At 61.1% G+C, this 16,541-nt stretch carries 16 protein-coding genes; 6 read left to right on the top strand and 10 right to left on the bottom strand.

The window, feature by feature from the left end; all coding sequences use genetic code 11:
* Positions 1-36: 36 nt before the first annotated feature.
* The 3 genes from D8U82_RS21475 (at position 37) to D8U82_RS21465 (ending at position 1,867) form a co-directional block, all read left to right on the top strand.
* Positions 37-312 (top strand): polyhydroxyalkanoic acid system family protein, encoded by a 276-nt coding sequence (locus D8U82_RS21475; protein WP_125925767.1) that lies wholly within the window; start codon positions 37-39, stop codon positions 310-312.
* A 228-nt stretch (positions 313-540) separates the two neighbouring features.
* Positions 541-963 (top strand): phasin family protein, encoded by a 423-nt coding sequence (locus D8U82_RS21470; RefSeq protein ID WP_016772067.1) that lies wholly within the window; start codon positions 541-543, stop codon positions 961-963.
* A gap of 10 nt (positions 964-973) precedes the next feature.
* The gene (locus tag D8U82_RS21465; RefSeq protein ID WP_125925766.1) at positions 974-1,867 is read left to right on the top strand and encodes a phasin family protein; all 894 of its coding nucleotides are present in this window, start codon (positions 974-976) and stop codon (positions 1,865-1,867) included.
* A 254-nt stretch (positions 1,868-2,121) separates the two neighbouring features.
* Here D8U82_RS21465 and D8U82_RS21460 read toward each other — a convergent pair whose 3' ends face one another.
* From D8U82_RS21460 to argS, 9 genes are all read right to left on the bottom strand, one after another.
* A complete protein-coding gene (locus tag D8U82_RS21460) occupies positions 2,122-2,742 on the bottom strand; it encodes a TetR/AcrR family transcriptional regulator (protein WP_024011259.1) in 621 nt (206 codons plus the stop codon).
* Between the two features lie 30 nt (positions 2,743-2,772).
* On the bottom strand, positions 2,773-4,455 hold the full coding sequence (gene phaC, locus D8U82_RS21455) for a class II poly(R)-hydroxyalkanoic acid synthase (RefSeq protein ID WP_130902922.1): 1,683 nt from the start codon (positions 4,453-4,455) through the stop codon (positions 2,773-2,775).
* 140 nt (positions 4,456-4,595) lie between these two features.
* Positions 4,596-5,450, bottom strand: a complete 855-nt coding sequence (gene phaZ, locus D8U82_RS21450; RefSeq protein ID WP_076565220.1) for a poly(3-hydroxyalkanoate) depolymerase — start codon at positions 5,448-5,450, stop codon at positions 4,596-4,598.
* Between the two features lie 215 nt (positions 5,451-5,665).
* Complete coding sequence (gene phaC, locus D8U82_RS21445; RefSeq protein WP_071174139.1) at positions 5,666-7,345, bottom strand: class II poly(R)-hydroxyalkanoic acid synthase; 1,680 nt, start codon at positions 7,343-7,345, stop codon at positions 5,666-5,668.
* 257 nt (positions 7,346-7,602) lie between these two features.
* Positions 7,603-7,974, bottom strand: coding sequence for a DUF971 domain-containing protein (locus D8U82_RS21440; RefSeq protein ID WP_016772061.1), 372 nt, complete (start codon positions 7,972-7,974; stop codon positions 7,603-7,605).
* 77 nt (positions 7,975-8,051) lie between these two features.
* A complete protein-coding gene (gene hslU, locus D8U82_RS21435; protein WP_016772060.1) occupies positions 8,052-9,389 on the bottom strand; it encodes an ATP-dependent protease ATPase subunit HslU in 1,338 nt (445 codons plus the stop codon).
* A 55-nt stretch (positions 9,390-9,444) separates the two neighbouring features.
* Positions 9,445-9,975, bottom strand: coding sequence for an ATP-dependent protease subunit HslV (gene hslV / locus D8U82_RS21430; RefSeq protein WP_007968352.1), 531 nt, complete (start codon positions 9,973-9,975; stop codon positions 9,445-9,447).
* Between the two features lie 290 nt (positions 9,976-10,265).
* Positions 10,266-10,976 (bottom strand): SPOR domain-containing protein, encoded by a 711-nt coding sequence (locus D8U82_RS21425; protein WP_016772059.1) that lies wholly within the window; start codon positions 10,974-10,976, stop codon positions 10,266-10,268.
* Position 10,977: 1 nt separating this feature from the next.
* Positions 10,978-12,714, bottom strand: coding sequence for an arginine--tRNA ligase (argS, locus tag D8U82_RS21420; RefSeq protein ID WP_125925764.1), 1,737 nt, complete (start codon positions 12,712-12,714; stop codon positions 10,978-10,980).
* Here argS and D8U82_RS28625 point away from each other — a divergent pair.
* Positions 12,713-12,835 (top strand): hypothetical protein, encoded by a 123-nt coding sequence (locus tag D8U82_RS28625; protein ID WP_016772057.1) that lies wholly within the window; start codon positions 12,713-12,715, stop codon positions 12,833-12,835. The two genes, argS and D8U82_RS28625, sit on opposite strands and share 2 nt — an antisense overlap.
* Before the next feature lie 118 nt (positions 12,836-12,953).
* Here the strand turns inward: D8U82_RS28625 and D8U82_RS21415 are convergent, their stop codons facing one another.
* Positions 12,954-15,173 carry a primosomal protein N' gene (locus tag D8U82_RS21415; protein WP_130902921.1) on the bottom strand — a complete coding sequence of 740 codons (2,220 nt, stop codon included), beginning with the start codon at positions 15,171-15,173 and terminating at the stop codon, positions 12,954-12,956.
* A gap of 284 nt (positions 15,174-15,457) precedes the next feature.
* On the opposite strand from D8U82_RS21415, the gene rpmE reads away from it, so the two are divergent.
* Together rpmE and D8U82_RS21405 are read left to right on the top strand one after the other, a co-directional pair.
* Entirely contained in the window at positions 15,458-15,679 is a 222-nt protein-coding gene (gene rpmE / locus D8U82_RS21410; RefSeq protein ID WP_016772055.1) for a 50S ribosomal protein L31, read from the top strand.
* Positions 15,680-15,720: 41 nt separating this feature from the next.
* The gene (locus D8U82_RS21405) at positions 15,721-16,503 is read left to right on the top strand and encodes a thermonuclease family protein (protein ID WP_130902986.1); all 783 of its coding nucleotides are present in this window, start codon (positions 15,721-15,723) and stop codon (positions 16,501-16,503) included.
* Positions 16,504-16,541: the final 38 nt, after the last annotated feature.

The raw sequence follows: 16,541 nt of genomic DNA, 5'->3' as shown, positions 1-16,541 counted from the left end.
TTCAACGTCAGCCATTCAATCATCAGGAGTCATTCCATGGCCAAAATCAGTGTTGAGCGCGCCCACACCCTGGGCAAGAACGCCGCCCGCGAAAAGGCCGACAAACTGGCCAAAAAGCTCAATGAACAATACGGCCTGGAGCCGCAATGGTCGGGCGACACCCTGAACCTCAAACGCTCTGGCGTGAAAGGCGAAGTGCATGTGGCGGACGATTCGATCAGGGTCGACGTCGAACTGGGCCTGATGATGTCGGCCATGAGCGGCATGATCAAAGCCGAGATCGAGAAGGCGTTGGATAAAGCCCTGGCCTGATTCAGGTTGAAATCCAATCCCCTGTGGGAGCGAGCCTGCTCGCGAAAGCGGTCTTTCAGTCAGATTATCCGTGACTGACAAACCGCTTTCGCGAGCAGGCTCGCTCCCACATTTGTTTAGAGTTGCTCCCGCTGGTTAGGGTGCCCTTTCTAATTTTTCTCCCTACTTTGTGCCTGAGCCCGACACTCGTCCGGCAGTTCCTCAAACCTTCTGCGCGTGAGGTGCACCATGGCCAAAGTCATTTTGAAGAAAAAAATCGACGCTCCGACTTCCACTCTGAGCGACGTCAAATCCTATGCCCGCAAGATCTGGCTGGCAGGCCTGGGCGCCTACACCAAGGTTGGCCAGGAGGGCAGCGAGTACTTTCAAGAACTCGTCGCCGCCGGTCAAACCGTTGAAAAGAAAGGCAAAAAAGCCGTCAGTGAAAAACTCCTCGCGGCCAACGCCGAGATCGATGACGCGGCCACTCAGGTCAGCTCGTTCAAGGGTCGCGTTGAAGTTCAGCTCGACAAGGTTGAGAAGGCCTTCGACAACCGTGTGGCCAGCGCCTTGAATCGGATCGGCATTCCGTCTAAACATGACGTTGAGGCACTCTCTGCTAAGCTCGATGAGCTGACGGCATTGCTCGAACGCGTCGCGCGAAAATCTTAAGGAGAACGGGATGGCTGGCAAAAAGAACACCGATAAAGAAAGCAGCTCGTGGGTCGGGAAGGTCGAGTCCTACTCCCGCAAAATCTGGCTGGCTGGTTTAGGCGTGTACTCGAAGATCGACACTGACGGCAGCAAACTCTTCGATGCATTGGTCAAAGACGGCGAGAAAGCCGAGAAGCTCACCAAGACTGCCGTCGGCAAGAAAGTCGAGGACTCGACCTCTTCGGCCAAGTCGCGCATCAGCGGCGTGAAAGACCGCGCCATGGGCAAGTGGGACGAGCTGGAAGGCGCGTTCGACAAGCGCCTGAACAGCGCGATTTCGCGCCTGGGAGTGCCGAGCCGCAATGAGGTCAAGGCGCTCAACGCCAAGGTCGATACGCTGACCAAGCAGATCGAAAAACTCACCGGTCTGAAAGCTCAGCCTGTGGCGGCAAAAACCGCTGCGGCGAAACCTGCCACTAAAACTGCAGCGGCCAAACCTGCGGCGAAAACCGCAGCCAAGCCACTGACCAAAGCAGCGGCGAAACCTGCTGCAAAAGCTGCGGCCAAAACGGCAGCCGCCAAGCCTGCGGCCAAAGCGGCAGCCAAACCTGTTGCCGCCAAGGCCGCTGCCAAAGCGGCAGCAAAACCTGCGGCTAAAGCTGCAGCGAAACCAGCGGCCAAGCCAGCAGCGAAAACTGCTACCGCCAAACCCGCTGCGAAGCCTGCGGCCAAACCGGCTGCGGCGAAAAAGCCTGCAGTGAAAAAACCGGCCGCGCCGAAAGCCGCTGCGCCGAAACCGGCCGCCGCACCATCGACTGCTCCAACAGCTCCGGCCAACGCGGCAAACTCCGCTGCGGCGCCTACGGCAGCCGCTACTCCGACTGCAGCATCGACACCGTCGACGCCATCCAGTCAGTCCTGATTTCAGGGCAAATCAAAAACGCCCGGCCTGTGAAGGTCGGGCGTTTTTGTTTGTGCATTCCAAGCGGCCCCTCACCCCAGCCCTCTCCCCAGGGAGAGGGAGCCGACCGAGGTGTTCTGCGTCATACGTCGACCTGAACAAATCGAGTCGATTATCGATTCAAAGAAGCTCGCTCAGGTCGGCGTAGCTAGCGAACATCCCCCAATCAGTCCCCTCTCCCTCCGGGAGAGGGTTAGTGTGAGGGGCTTTTCGGGTCAGTCGTGATCCTCAAGGTATTGCAGCGCCATCCGCTCTGTCGCCACCTTCACTGGCGGCAGCAAATGCGGCGCCACCAGCATCATGATCTGATAAACCACCAACCGGACCTCTCCCTCACGATCAAGAATCCGCTGGTAATCCAGCGAGAACAGCAGCGTCATGGTCACCTGCTCGACCAATTGCCCCAGCGCCTGAGTATCGCTGACCAGTTGCCCCGAAGCCTTCAATCGCGCCAGCAACGACGCCAGCGTGCGCTTCAGCGCATTGAGCAGATTGCGAATTCCCTTGGCCAGTTTCGGCAAGCGGCCGGCGAGGTTCGACAGGTCCTGGAACAGGAACCGGTATTGCGCCAGGCGCTCGACGATCAAATGCAGAAACAGCCAGTAATCCTCCGGTGCAAGCTCTACGTCCGGCGGCGGGTCGAGTAGGGGTGCGAGTTCGTGCTGGAAGCGTTCGAACAGACCGAGAATCAGCGGTTCCTTGCCGTGGAAGTGGTAGTAGAGATTGCCCGGGCTGATCCCCATTTCGTTGGCCACCTCCATGGTGGAAACGTTCGGCTCACCCTTTTCGTTGAACAGTTGCAGTGCACATTCGAGAATCCGGTCGCGGGTTTTCATCCAGTCTTCTTAGAAAATTTCGGTTGAGCGTCAGCGCACATGCACATAGGTGCCGGGTGCCGCTTCCATCGGTGGATAGTTCGGGTTACCCAGTGTTGTGCGGGTCTCGTTAAGGGCGCCGGAGCGCTGCGCGACCCATTCCAGCCACTGCGGCCACCAGCTGCCGTCGACGTGTCTGGCATCGTAGTACCAGGCGCGCGGGTCACTGCTCAGTTTGGCGTTTTCGACGTAGGCAGCTTTCGGGTTGCTCGGCGGGTTGAGGATGCTCTGCACATGGCCGCTGTTGGACAGCACGAAACGTCGTTCGCCACCGAGCAGCAGGGTCGAGCGATACACCGCGTCCCACGGCGTGATGTGGTCGTTCATGCCGGCGACGCTGAAGCTGTCGACATTGACCTTCTGCAGATCGATCGGCGTACCGCACACCTCGAGACCGCCTGCGTGGATCAGCGGGTTGTGCTTGAAGAAGTCCAGCAGATCGCCGTGCAGCGCCGCCGGCAGCCGGGTGTTGTCGTTGTTCCAGTAGAGAATGTCGAAGGCTGGCGGTTCCTTGCCCAGCAGGTAGTTGTTAACGAAATAGCTCCAGATCAAATCGTTGGGGCGCATCCAGGCGAAGACCTTGGCCATGTCGCGACCATCGAGCACGCCTCGCTGGTACGAGCGACGCTTGGCCGCTTCCAGTGTTTGCTCATCGGCGAACAGCGTGGCCGGGGTTTCGATCTGGCTGTCGAGGAGACTGACCAGATACGTCGCGCTGGCGACCCGGCGTAGTTGCCGTTTGGCCTGCAAATGCCCTTGCAGGGCGGCGATGGTCAGGCCGCCGGCGCAGGCGCCCATGAGGTTGACTTCGCGGGCGCCGGTAATCGCCCGGCAGATGTTCATCGCTTCTTCGACCGCTTCGACGTAACTCGACAGGCCCCACTCGCGATGGCGCACATCAGGATTGCGCCAACTGATCATGAAGGTCTGCAGGCTGTTTTTCAGGGCGTACTGGACGAAGCTGTTCTGCGGGCTCAGGTCGAAGATGTAGTACTTGTTGATTTGCGGCGGCACCACCAGCAGCGGCTTGGCGTACTGCTTTTCGCTCATCGATTTGTACTGGATCAGCTCGAACATTTCATTGCGAAAGACCACCGATCCGCTGGTGGTCGCTACGGTTTTGCCGACCTCGAACGCCTGCTTGGTCACTTGCCGTGGCAGGCCGTCGTTGTGCAACAGATCATCGAACAGATGGCTCAGGCCACGCACCAGACTCTGCCCGCCGGAATTGAACAACTCCTTGACCGCCAGCGGGTTGAGCAGAGTGTTGGACGGCGCTACGGCGTCATTGAGCAGAGTGAAAGCGAAGTGCGCACGGGCACGATCTTCAGGGCTCATGTCGCCTTCATCGATCCAGCTCTTGACCTGTTTCTGCCAGGCCAGATACGCCTGCAGGCTGCGCCGGTAGAACGGATTGAGGCTCCACGCCGGATCGGCGAAGCGGCTGTCTTGCGGGTTGGTCGGGTGCAGGGTTTCGCCGAGCAGCACGCGCCCCAACTGTCCGCCAAGCTTCAGCGCATGCTTTGCGCTGTGCAACGGATTGCGCAAGCCGTGGGCGGCGACGCTGCGCAGTGTCGACAGCAGATCCCTGCCACGCAGACCGGCGATCGCACTTTGGGCGTTGATAAACACGGCGGGGCTGGGCACCACGCCCGTCGCTGGTTTTTCGCGCATGACTCAACACTCCTTCGTCTTCAGGGCAAAAACACACTCACCGAACCAGAACACCATAGACGCTGTTGCCGGTTGCTGCCTGCGCGGCGTCCTGCCGCGCGCTTGATTTGAAAAGTGCTGCATAAAGCAGGCCGCCGCGATCAGCCGCCGAGCGGCGTCGGATGCGGGTGCATGACTGCGCGCAGACGCTCCTCTTCGAGAAACTTCATGATGATCGGCGCCACCGCTTCGGCGCGGGTAATCAGGAACAGATGGCCGTCATCGATGATGTGCAACTGCGCATTGGGAATGCGCCAGGCGAGCATGCGCATGTTGATCAGCGGAATCAGCGGATCGTCATCGCCGGCCAGCACCAGCGTCGGCTGATGGATCTTGTGCAGCCAGTGGATGCTGGTCCAGCCGAGGCCGGCGAACAGTTGCCAGTAGTAACCGAGCTTGCCCGCCGAGCGCACTTTCGCCGCATGGCTGGCAGCCAGCGTCGGGTCGCGGCGGAACGAGCCGCCGTAGATCATCGGCGCGATGCGGATCACATGGGATGGCTGAATGTAGCGGCGCGGACTGGCCATCATCCACAGCACTTTCGGTTTGCCGGGGACCATCACCGCACCGGCCGCAGTGGCCGCCAGTACCAGTTTCTTGCAGCGCTCGGGATAGTCGTAGGCAAACTGCTGCGCCAGAGCTCCGCCCCACGACACGCCGATCACATTGACCTTGCCGTAGTCGAGATAGTCGAGCATCCGCGCCGTCAGTTTGGCCAGGCCGGGGAAGCGATACGGTCGGTTCGGCGTCGACGAGCCGCCGACCCCGGGCACGTCGAAGGCGATCACTTCCAGGTCCGGGTCGAGCGCCGCGACAAACGGGAACACCAGCTCCAGGTTGGCGCCGATGCCGTTGAAAATCAGCAGAGGCGTCAAATGAGGCTTGCCGGGACGCACCGCCGTGCGGAGGGTCTGGCCATCCAGATCGACGGTGCGGAATATGAACGGTTGCGGCATGCGTGAGGCCCTGTAGATTTCAAGTCCACCCGTATTCCTGTAGGAGTGGGCCTTGTGGTGAGGGGATTTATCCCCGTTGGGTTGCGAAGCGACCCCGAATCCTGAAACCACGATTTGTCAGACTGATCGCGGCTAGTCGATTCACGACTGCTTCGCAGCCGAACGGGGATAAATCCCCTCGCCACAAGGCCCTCTCCCACAATGGGTGGTGTCAGTTACCGTTCGTGAACATAAGTGCCCGGCGAAGCCTCGCCTGCCGGGTACGCTTTGTTGCCCAGTTTCGTCGGGGCCTTTTTCAGGTTGCCCGAGCGTTCGGCCAGCCATGCCTGCCAGTACAGCCACCAGGAATCGGTGTGCTTGGTCGAGTTTTCCTGCCAGTCATCGGCGGTCGGCGCCATCTCTTCGCCGGTCATGTAGCGCGACTTCGGATTTCCCGGCGGGTTGAGGATGCTCTGGATATGGCCGCTGCTCGACAGCACGAATTCAACTTTGCCGCCGAACAGCTGCGCCGACTTGTAGCAGGACTTCCACGGCGTGATGTGATCGTTGGTGCCGGCCAGCGAGAAGATGTCGGCAGTCACCTGTTTGAGGTCGATCGGCGTGCCGCACACTTCCAGTGCATTGGGGCGGATCAGTGGATTGTTTTTGAACATCTCGATCAGGTCGCCGTGGAACGCAGCGGGCAGGCGAGTGGTGTCGTTGTTCCAGAACAGGATGTCGAACACCGGCGGCTCGTTGCCGAGCAGGTAGTTGTTGACCCAGTAGTTCCAGATCAGATCGTTGGGGCGCATCCAGGCGAAGACCTTGGCCATGTCTTTGCCTTCGAGCACGCCGGCCTGGTAGGAGTGGCGCTTGGCGGTCTCCAGGGTCTGCTCGTCGACGAACAGGGCGACGTCGCTGTCCAGGGTGGTGTCGAGCACGCTGACCAGCAGGGTGAGGGCGTTGACCTTGTTCTCGCCGAGCGCGGCGTAGTGGCCGAGCAGGGCGGTGCAGGTAATGCCGCCGGAGCAGGCGCCGAGCATGTTCACATCTTTGCTGCCGGTGATCGCGGTGACTACGTCGACGGCTTCTTTCAGCGCTTCGATGTAGGTCGACAGGCCCCACTCGCGCTGGGCCTTGGTCGGGTTGCGCCAGCTGATGATGAAGGTCGGCACATTGTTGCGCAGGCAGAAGCGCGCCAGGCTCTTGTCCGGGCTCAAGTCGAAAACGTAGAACTTGTTGATCTGCGGCGGCACTACCAGCAGCGGGCGCTCGTGGACCTGTTCGGTGATCGGCCGGTACTGGATCAGCTCCAGCACATCATTGCGGAACACCACAGCACCTTCGGTGACGCCGAGGCTCTTGCCGACTTCAAACGCGCCCATGTTGACCTGGCTCGGCATGCCGCCGTTGTGCACCAGATCCTTGGCCAGATGCGAGAGGCCATCGAGCAGGCTCTTGCCGCCGGTTTCGAAGAAGCGTTTGACCGCCGCCGGGTTGGCCGCCGTGTTGGTCGGCGCCATGGCTTCGGTCATCAGGTTGATGACGAAATGGCCGCGAGCGATGTCTTTGGGGGACAGGCTGCTGTCATCAATCCAGGCATGCAGTTCCTTGCGCCAGGCCAGGTAGGTTTGCAGATAACGTTTGTATAGCGGGTTCTGGCTCCACGCCGGGTCGGCAAAGCGGCGGTCATCACCGGCCGGTTGCAGCGCGGATTTACCCAGCAGCACGTTTTTCAGTTCGAGCCCGAAATGGGTCACGTGCCTGACGCTGTGAATCGGTTGTCTGATGGCCTGTTTCAGCACCATTCGAGCAGAGGCCAGCAGATCCTTTCCGCGCAGCCCGACGACGGGGTTAAGCCCCAGAGTGTTTTCCGAGGCTTGGTACTTCAGGTCATCGTTATTCTTGTCACTCATCTACGACGCTCCATTGTCCTGAGACGAGTACCCGGTTTCACGCTGTCGCTTCCACAGCCAATGCCGGGTACTACTGCTCGGGTGACCGTTGATTCTGCATAGCTGCTTTACAGTCGTAGAGCACTGCAGGGAACTTGCCAGCTCCATTGGTTACCCGAGTTTAATTTTTTTCGCAAGCGGCCGATCCGGGGCCGTATGCGCGGAGCATTCAAACAGATGAAGTTAGAAAATGCCCTCTAAAGAGCAAGAGCCACGGCCTAGAGCATCAGCTTGACGAACGACTCGTTCGGATCGCGGGATTTTCCGGCAGCGCGCAGCTCGGCAAGATAATCGTCCCAGAGTTCGTTCTGGCGCTTGCCGAGTTCGTAGAGGTATTCCCAAGTGAACAGGCCGCTGTCGTGACCGTCGTCGAAGGTCAGTTTCAGTGCATAGTTGCCAGCCGGTTCCAGCTTGCTCAGACCCACGTTGAGCTTGCCGAATTGCAGGATCGGTTTGCCGTGGCCCTGGACCTCGGCGGAGGGAGAGTGCACGCGCAGAAACTCGGCGGGCAGAGTGTATTCCTCGCCGGACGCGTAAGTGAGCGTCAGGGTTTTCGAGGCTTTGTGCAGTTTGATGTCGGTGGGAATCATGAAAAACAGCCTTCAGCTGCAAGCTACAAGTTGCAAGCTTAACTCAGCTTGCCGCTTGTAGCTTGTAGCTTGCCGCTCTACAGAATGTAGCGGGACAGATCTTCGTTCTGCGCCAATTCGCCGAGGTGGCTGTTGACGTAGTCGGCGTCGATCAGAATCGCCTTGTCATCGTGGGCGCTGGCCAGGTCGCCGGCGCTGAACGACACCTCTTCGAGCAGGCGCTCAAGCAGGGTGTGCAGGCGACGGGCACCGATGTTCTCGGTCTTCTCGTTGACCTGCCAGGCGATCTCCGCCAGACGCTTGATGCCCTCGGGCTGGAACTGGATGTTCAGGCCTTCGGTTTTCAGCAGCGCGCAGTATTGCTCGGTGAGCGAGGCGTGCGGTTCGCTGAGGATGCGCTCGAAGTCTTCCGGGCTCAGCGCCTTGAGCTCGACGCGGATCGGCAGACGGCCTTGCAGCTCCGGCACCAGATCGCTTGGCTTGCTCAGGTGGAACGCACCGGAAGCGATGAACAGGATGTGGTCAGTCTTGACCATGCCCAGCTTGGTGTTGACGGTGCAGCCCTCGATCAGCGGCAGCAGGTCGCGCTGTACGCCTTCGCGGGAAACATCGGCGCCGCCGACATTGCCGCGCTTGGCGACCTTGTCGATCTCGTCGATGAAGACGATACCGTGCTGTTCGACCGCTTCCAGCGCCTTGGCCTTCAGTTCTTCTTCGTTGACCAGACGCCCGGCTTCTTCATCGCGTACCAGCTTCAGCGCTTCCTTGACCTTCAGCTTGCGCGACTTCTTCTTGCCCTTGCCCATGTTGGCAAACAGCGATTGCAGCTGGTTGGTCATCTCTTCCATGCCTGGCGGCGTGGCGATTTCGATGCCGGAGACTTCGGCGACTTCGATCTCGATTTCCTTGTCGTCCAACTGACCTTCGCGCAGGCGCTTGCGGAACAGCTGACGCGTATTGGAATCGGAGCTCGGCGCTTCTTCGTTGCTGAAACCCATGCGTGCCGGCGGCAGCAACGCGTCGAGGATGCGATCTTCGGCGGCGTCTTCGGCGCGGTGGCGTACGCGGGTCATTTCCTGTTCGCGGAGCATCTTGATAGCGGCATCGGCCAGATCACGGATGATCGACTCGACGTCACGGCCGACATAACCGACTTCGGTGAATTTGGTCGCTTCGACCTTGATGAACGGCGCATTGGCCAGTTTCGCCAGGCGACGGGCGATCTCGGTTTTACCGACACCGGTCGGGCCGATCATCAGGATGTTCTTCGGGGTCACCTCAACGCGCAGCTCTTCAGGCAGCTGCATGCGGCGCCAGCGGTTGCGCAGGGCAATCGCGACGGCGCGCTTGGCATCGTCCTGGCCGATGATATGGCGGTTGAGTTCGTGGACGATTTCGCGGGGAGTCATGGACATAGTAATTGACGGTCCTCAAGCAGAAACAAGCCGTGGCACATGGGCCGCAACAGGCTTATTCAGCGAGATCCTGCTCCTCAATGGTCTGGGTGTGGTTGGTGAATACGCAGATGTCGCCAGCGATGCCGAGAGCGGTTTCGACGATCTCGCGCGCCGACAGGTCGGTCTTTTTCAGCAGGGCGCTGGCGGCGGCTTGCGCGTAGGCGCCGCCGGAACCCATGGCGATCAGGCCATCTTCGGGTTCGACCACGTCACCGTTGCCGGTGATGATCAGCGAGGCGTCCTTGTTGGCGACCGCGAGCATCGCTTCGAGGCGGCTCAGGGAGCGGTCGGTGCGCCATTCCTTGGCGAGTTCGACGGCGGCGCGGATCAGGTGACCCTGATGTTTTTCGAGCTGGCCTTCGAAACGTTCGAACAGGGTGAAGGCGTCGGCGGTGGCACCGGCGAAACCGGCGATGACCTGGCCGTGGTACAGGCGACGGACCTTTTTGGCGTTGCCTTTCATCACGGTGTTGCCGAGAGAAACCTGGCCGTCGCCGCCCATGACGACTTTGCCGTGGCGGCGGACTGAAACGATGGTGGTCAAGGGAAGAGTCTCCACGCAGCGGGGCGAAAATGCCTTATGCCCATTCATATGGGGGTGCTGGAGGGGATTTCAACCGGTAGGGGCGATGGGAGACGAATGGTGTGTGTGATGACTGTGGCGAGGGGATTTATCCCCGTTCGGCTGCGAAGCAGTCGCGAAACCATCATTTGCGGTATGCCTGCTGCACCGCAATGGCTGGTTTCAGGGCTGCTCCGCAGCCAAACGGGGATAAATCCCCTCGCCACAAAGTTTGAAGGTCACCTGCAAGTTGCAGCTGACCTCTGAGAGCCTTAGCGGCTCTGGCGTTGTTGTAACAGCAGGTTGCTGAAGCCGGCGCCAGCCAGTTGTTTCTGCGCCGTGGTCAGTTGTTCACGGTTGCTGAACGGGCCGACCAAGACGCGGTACCAGGTTTCATCCTTGACCGTGCCGGACTCCACCGCGACGGCTTGGCCGAGCAGAATGATCTGCGCACGCACCTTGTCAGCATCGGTTTCCTTGCGGAACGAACCGGCCTGGAGGAAGAACTTGGTCACTGGCGCGGCCTTGCTCACGGGTGGCGCCGGCGGCGGCGTGATCCCGGCCAGAGCCGCTTGAGCCCGTGCGGTGTCGATCTTCGCCGCTTCGGCCGGGGTTACCGGCGTGGTCGGGATGGCCGGCACTTGCGGCGTCGGCAGGGTCTTCTCCGGTACCGCGTCCGGCGGCACGATCACTTCCGACTCCGGCAGCAAGGTGTAGAAGTCGTACTTCGGCTTCACCGGTTGCGTCGGGCTCGGCGGGGTCTTGTTGGCCTCGGCGATCTTCGACGCTTTCTGCTGCTGTTCGACTTTCTCGCGCTTGACCGTGTCGCTGCCCTTGCCCGGTTCCAGTTTCATCAGAAACACGATGAACGCGCCGACGGTCAGGCCGATGGCCATCCACAGCCAGCCCGGAATCGGTTGTTTCGCCGGGGCCTGATAGCGGCTGGCGCCGCGTTTGGGTGCAGGTTTTTTCTTGGCAGCCAACTTACATACGCTCCAGAGTTTCCAGACCCAACAGCTCCAGGCCTTGCTTGAGGGTGCGACCGGTCAGTGCGGCCAGACGCAGACGGCTCTGCATCTGCGCCGGGGTGTCGGCGGCGAGGATCGGGCAGTTCTCGTAGAAGCTGGAGAACAGGCCGGCGACGTCGTACAGGTAGGTGCAGAGAATGTGCGGCGTGCCTTTTTCAGCGACGTTGTTCAACACTTCGCCGAACTGCGCCAGCTTCGCCGCCAGCTCCTGCTCGTGCGCCGCTTCGAGGACGATCTGGCCGTCGACTTCGCTGAAGTCCTTGCCCAGTTTGCGGAACACACCGGCCACGCGGGTGTAGGCGTAAAGCAGGTATGGCGCGGTGTTGCCTTCGAAGTTGAGCATCAGGTCGAAGTTGAAGCTGTAGTCGCTGGTGCGATGCTTGGACAGGTCGGCGTATTTCACCGCGCCGATGCCGACGACCTTGGCGATGTTGCGCAACTCGTCTTCGGCCAGGGTCGGGTTCTTCTCTTTCACCAGACTGTAGGCGCGTTCCTGGGCTTCGGTCAGCAGGTCGATCAGCTTCACGGTGCCGCCATCACGGGTCTTGAACGGGCGGCCATCGGCGCCGTTCATGGTGCCGAACCCCATGTGCTCCATTTCCATCGGATGGGTGACGAAACCGGCCTTGCGCGCCACCGCGAAGACCTGCTGAAAGTGCAGGGCCTGGCGCTGGTCGACGAAATACAACGCGCGATCAGCCTTGAGCTTGCCGCTGCGGTAGCGCACGGCCGCCAGGTCAGTGGTGGCGTACAGGTAACCGCCATCGGCCTTGACGATGATCACCGGCAGCGGATCGCCATCGGCGTTCTTGAACTCGTCGAGGAACACGCACTGGGCGCCGTTGCTCTCGACCAGCATGCCGGCAGCCTTGAGGTCGTTGACCACATTGATCAGGTCATCGTTATAGGCGCTTTCGCCCATGACGTCGGCCATGGTCAGTTTGACGTTGAGCAGTTCGTAGATCTTCTGGCAGTGCGACAGCGAGATGTCCTTGAACTTGGTCCACAGCGCCAGGCATTCGGCATCGCCAGCCTGCAACTTGACCACCAGGCCACGGGCGCGGTCGGCGAATTCTTCGGACTCGTCGAAACGCTGCTTGGCCGCACGGTAGAAGTTTTCCAGGTCGGACAGCTCGTCGCTGGTGATCGGGTTTTCCTGCAGATAAGCCATCAGCATGCCGAACTGAGTGCCCCAGTCGCCGACGTGATTCTGGCGGATCACCTCGTCGCCGAGGAACTCAAGCACCCGGGCCACGCCGTCGCCGATGATGGTCGAGCGCAAGTGGCCGACGTGCATCTCTTTGGCCAGGTTCGGCGCGGACAGATCGACCACGGTGCGCTGCGCCGGGCCGGCCTTGCGCACGCCGACATGGGCGTCGGCCAGCGCGGCGTCGAGGCGCGAGGCCAGGGCCTGGGTGTTCTGGAAGAAATTGATGAAGCCCGGGCCGGCGATTTCGGCCTTGGTGACGTTCTCGTCAGCGGGCAGGGCGGCGATGATTTTCTCCGCCAGATCGCGCGGCTTCATGCCGGCAGGCTTGGCCAGCATCATGGCGATATTGCTGGCGAAGTCGCCGTGGGTCTTGTCGCGGGCGTTCTCCACCTGGATCGCCGGCGTCAGGCCTTCAGGCAACACACCTTCGTTGACGAGTTGGGTGAGGGCTTGCTGGATCAGCTGGCGAATGGTGTCTTTCATGGTCTTCTCTTTCGACCGCAAGCGCGGCGGGCGCATCGATGCGCGGGTGGAAAAACTGGGCATTATCCGTTGCGAAGACGGGCTTGCCAACCTTAGCAGGCAGGATGTGGATATGTGGTGACAAAAAGTCCGCTTTCGCGAGCAGGCTCGCTCCCACAAGGTTTTGCGCAGGACCCACAAGGTATGTACGGCGCTGATCCACTGTGGGAGCGAGCCTGCTCGCGAAAGCGATCTTCAGCTCAATACAGATCCACCGGATCAACATCCAGCGACCAGCGCACCGCCCGCCCGCTCGGCATCTGCTCCAGCACCAGCATCCAGCTGGCCAGCAAGCGATGCAACGGTGCCCGCGCGGTCGCCTGCAACAACAGCTGCGCGCGATAACGCCCGGCACGGCGCTCCATCGGTGCCGGCACCGGCCCGAGCAGCTCGATGCCGCTCAGATTCAATTCGGCCAGCAGGCGTTCGGCCTCGCTGCACGCTTCATCGAGAAAACCTTCCGCCTGCCCCGGCTTGTGCGCTTCGGCACGCAACAGTGCCAGATGGGCGAACGGCGGTAATCCGGCCGCGCGGCGTTCGCTCAGGGCTTGTTCGGCGAAGGCGAAATAACCCTGCTCGGTCAGTTGCACCAATAAAGGATGGTCGGCCAAATGCGTCTGGATGATCACCTTGCCCGGCTCTTCAGCCCGCCCGGCACGCCCGGCGACCTGGACGATCAACTGCGCCATGCGCTCGCTGGCGCGGAAGTCGCCGGAAAACAGACCACCGTCGGCATCCAGGATTGATACCAGCGTCACCCTTGGGAAATGGTGCCCTTTGGCCAACATCTGCGTGCCGACCAGAATGCACGGCTGACCCTTTTGAATCGTCGCAAACAGCTGATTCATCGCGTCCTTGCGCGATGTACTGTCGCGATCGACGCGCAGTACCGGGTAATCCGGGAACAGAATCGCCAGACGCTCTTCGGCGCGTTCGGTGCCGGCGCCGACCGGGCGCAGATCGACCTTGCTGCACTTCGGGCACTGGCGTGGCGTGCGCTCAACGTTGCCGCAATGATGGCAGCGCAACTCGCCGTAACGCTGGTGCACGGTCATGCGCGCATCGCAGCGCGAGCATTCGGACATCCAGCCGCAATCGTGGCAGAGCAAGGTAGGGGCAAAGCCGCGCCGGTTGAGGAACACCAGCACCTGCTGGCCGTTGGCGAGGGTCTGGCCGATGGCTTGCTGCATCGGCCCGGAAATACCACTGTCGAGCGGACGGCTTTTGACGTCCAGACGCAGGAAGCGCGGTTGCTTGGCGCCGCCGGCGCGCTCGTTCAGGCGCAGCAGGCCGTAGCGTCCGGTGTAGGCGTTGTGCAGACTTTCCAGCGAGGGCGTGGCGGAGCCGAGCACGATCGGGATGTTTTCCTGCCGCGCGCGCACCAGCGCCAGATCGCGAGCGTGGTAGCGCAGACCTTCCTGCTGTTTATAGGAGCCGTCGTGTTCTTCATCGATGATGATCAGCCCGGGATTTTTCATCGGCGTGAACAGGGCCGAACGGGTGCCGATAATAATGTCGGCCTCGCCATCACGGGCGGCGAGCCAGGCTTCCAGGCGTTCGCGATCATTTACCGCCGAGTGCAGCAGGGCGATCCGCGCGTTGAAGCGCTGTTCGAAACGCGCCAGGGTCTGCGGGCCGAGGTTGATCTCCGGAATCAGTACCAGGGCCTGTTTGCCGGCTTCGAGGGTCTCGCGAATCAGTTGCAGATAGACTTCGGTCTTGCCGCTGCCAGTGACACCAGCCAGGAGAAAAGCGTGGTAACTGTCGAAGCCGGCGCGAATCGCTTCATACGCCGCGCGCTGTTCGCTATTGAGCGGCAGCTCCGGTTGCGCCAGCCAGTGTTCATGGCGAACGCCGGGGGCGTGGCGGCGGATTTCGACCTGCACCAGCCCCTTGGCCAGCAGCAGATCGAGGCTGTCCTTGCTCAGCATCAGTTTGCTCAACAACTGATGGGCGACGCCGTGGGGGTGCTGGGCCAGCGTGGTCAGCGCCTCGCGCTGGCGTGGCGCGCGGGCCACTCGCGGGTCGTCAACGCTGGCGCCCGGAGCAATCGACCAGAAGCGTTCCTGCCGGGCCTCGGCCAGCTCGCCCTGACGCAGCAGCACCGGCAAGGCCCAGTTCAAGGTGTCGCCGAGGCTGTGCTGGTAATACTGCGCGGTCCACAGGCACAGCTTGAACAGCGCTGGCGGCAGTGGCGAAGTCGTATCGAGGAGGGCCAGCGCCGGCTTGAGTTTTTCTGCCGGCACTTCGCTGGTGTCGGTGACCTCGACCAGAATCCCGATCATCTCGCGCCGACCGAACGGCACCCGCAGGCGCATGCCCGGCTGCAATTGCTCGCGCCGCACCCCGGCCGGCGCCCGGTAATCGAACAGGCGGCGCAGAGGCGAAGGCAGAGCAAGGCGCAGAATGGCGTCGGGCACGCGGGGGGATCTCGATACGCAAAATGATCGGATATGCATGACCTGTGGCAGCGAACCTGCTCGCGAAGGCGGTGGGTCAGGCAACACATGTGTCGACTGACCTGGCGTCTTCGCGAGCAGGCTCGCTCCCACAGGGAAGTGCGTTCAAGGCCGGGAGCCTAGCAGACGGTCGGTCTCGGTGACAGCTTGCGCGATTGAAAAGGTCTGGTAGAATCCGCGGCCTAATTACGTGCGGTATTCAACAATAGTGTTGGGTGGCGGCACGCTAGCCTGAGGAAGACACCATGAAAGCCGAAATCCATCCGAACTACCCGGAAATCGCTGTTACCTGCAGCTGCGGTAACAAGTTCGAAACTCGTTCGACCTACGGCAAAGCCCTGGCGATCGACGTTTGCAACGAATGCCACCCGTTCTACACCGGTAAGCAGAAGACTCTGGACACCGGCGGCCGTGTGCAGAAGTTCGCAGACCGTTTCGCTACTTTCGGCGTCGGCAAAAAAGCCTGAGGCTGATCATTTTGGAAGGTCGTTTCGACTTCTCCAGACTGATGAAAAAGGCGTCCCTTGCGGGCGCCTTTTTTGTGTCTGCGATTTGGCTGTCCGCCGCCCAGGCCTTTTGTCCGGCACCCGCAGGTCTGGCCAGCGTTTCCGTGCAGCGGGTGGTCGATGGCGACACCCTGCGCCTGAGCGACGGGCGCAATGTGCGCATGATCGGCCTCAATACGCCGGAGCTGGGCAAGCAGGGCCGCAGCGACGAACCCTTCGCCGTGGCAGCGCGCAAACGCCTGCAAGCGCTGGTCGATGACAGCGGCGGCCGGGTCGGTCTGCGACCCGGCAAGCAGGCGAAAGACCATTACGGCCGTACGCTGGCGCATGTTTACAGCGTCAGCGGAGTCAATCTCGAAGCGCAGATGCTTGCTGATGGTCTTGGTTTTCACGTTGCGGTGGCGCCGAACGTCGATCTGATCGCCTGCCAACAGGCCGCCGAACGCAGCGCGCGACAGGCTGGACTTGGTCTCTGGCGGCAATCGCCGGTGCAGAAAGCGCAGCAGATCCAGCGTTCGGGCTTTGCCGTAGTCAGCGGTCGGGTGAGCAAGGTGCTGCGCAATCGCGGCGGAATCTGGATCGAGTTGCAAGACACGCTTGTATTGCGGGTTGCACCCAATCTGCTCGGACAATTTGACAGTGCTGGTTTGCAAGCATTGAAAGGCAGGCAGATCGAGGCGCGTGGCTGGGTGGTTGACCGATCCCGGCGCGGTGGTCTGCAAAAAGGTCAGGCGCGCTGGTTGCTGCCGTTGACCGATCCTTCGATGCTGCACGTACCGCGCTGAAGAAAAATTGTAGACATTTTTCTGATTGATTGTGAACA

Origin of the sequence: Pseudomonas sp. Sample_23 (assembly GCF_004307595.1) — a bacterium.
Taxonomy (GTDB): domain Bacteria; phylum Pseudomonadota; class Gammaproteobacteria; order Pseudomonadales; family Pseudomonadaceae; genus Aquipseudomonas; species Aquipseudomonas atacamensis.
The sequence above is the reverse complement of the archived record's forward strand: the minus strand, read 5'-3'. Positions and strand labels throughout refer to the sequence as shown.

Coding starts and splice junctions, on each gene's coding strand:
- D8U82_RS21475 (WP_125925767.1), top strand. CDS start 37: ATGGCCAAAATCAGTGTTGAGCGCGCCCACACCCTGGGCAAGAACGCC.
- D8U82_RS21470 (WP_016772067.1), top strand. CDS start 541: ATGGCCAAAGTCATTTTGAAGAAAAAAATCGACGCTCCGACTTCCACT.
- D8U82_RS21465 (WP_125925766.1), top strand. CDS start 974: ATGGCTGGCAAAAAGAACACCGATAAAGAAAGCAGCTCGTGGGTCGGG.
- D8U82_RS21460 (WP_024011259.1), bottom strand. CDS start 2,742: ATGAAAACCCGCGACCGGATTCTCGAATGTGCACTGCAACTGTTCAAC.
- phaC (WP_130902922.1), bottom strand. CDS start 4,455: ATGCGCGAAAAACCAGCGACGGGCGTGGTGCCCAGCCCCGCCGTGTTT.
- phaZ (WP_076565220.1), bottom strand. CDS start 5,450: ATGCCGCAACCGTTCATATTCCGCACCGTCGATCTGGATGGCCAGACC.
- phaC (WP_071174139.1), bottom strand. CDS start 7,345: ATGAGTGACAAGAATAACGATGACCTGAAGTACCAAGCCTCGGAAAAC.
- D8U82_RS21440 (WP_016772061.1), bottom strand. CDS start 7,974: ATGATTCCCACCGACATCAAACTGCACAAAGCCTCGAAAACCCTGACG.
- hslU (WP_016772060.1), bottom strand. CDS start 9,389: ATGTCCATGACTCCCCGCGAAATCGTCCACGAACTCAACCGCCATATC.
- D8U82_RS28625 (WP_016772057.1), top strand. CDS start 12,713: ATGGTCTTCTCTTTCGACCGCAAGCGCGGCGGGCGCATCGATGCGCGG.
- argS (WP_125925764.1), bottom strand. CDS start 12,714: ATGAAAGACACCATTCGCCAGCTGATCCAGCAAGCCCTCACCCAACTC.
- rpmE (WP_016772055.1), top strand. CDS start 15,458: ATGAAAGCCGAAATCCATCCGAACTACCCGGAAATCGCTGTTACCTGC.
- D8U82_RS21405 (WP_130902986.1), top strand. CDS start 15,721: ATGAAAAAGGCGTCCCTTGCGGGCGCCTTTTTTGTGTCTGCGATTTGG.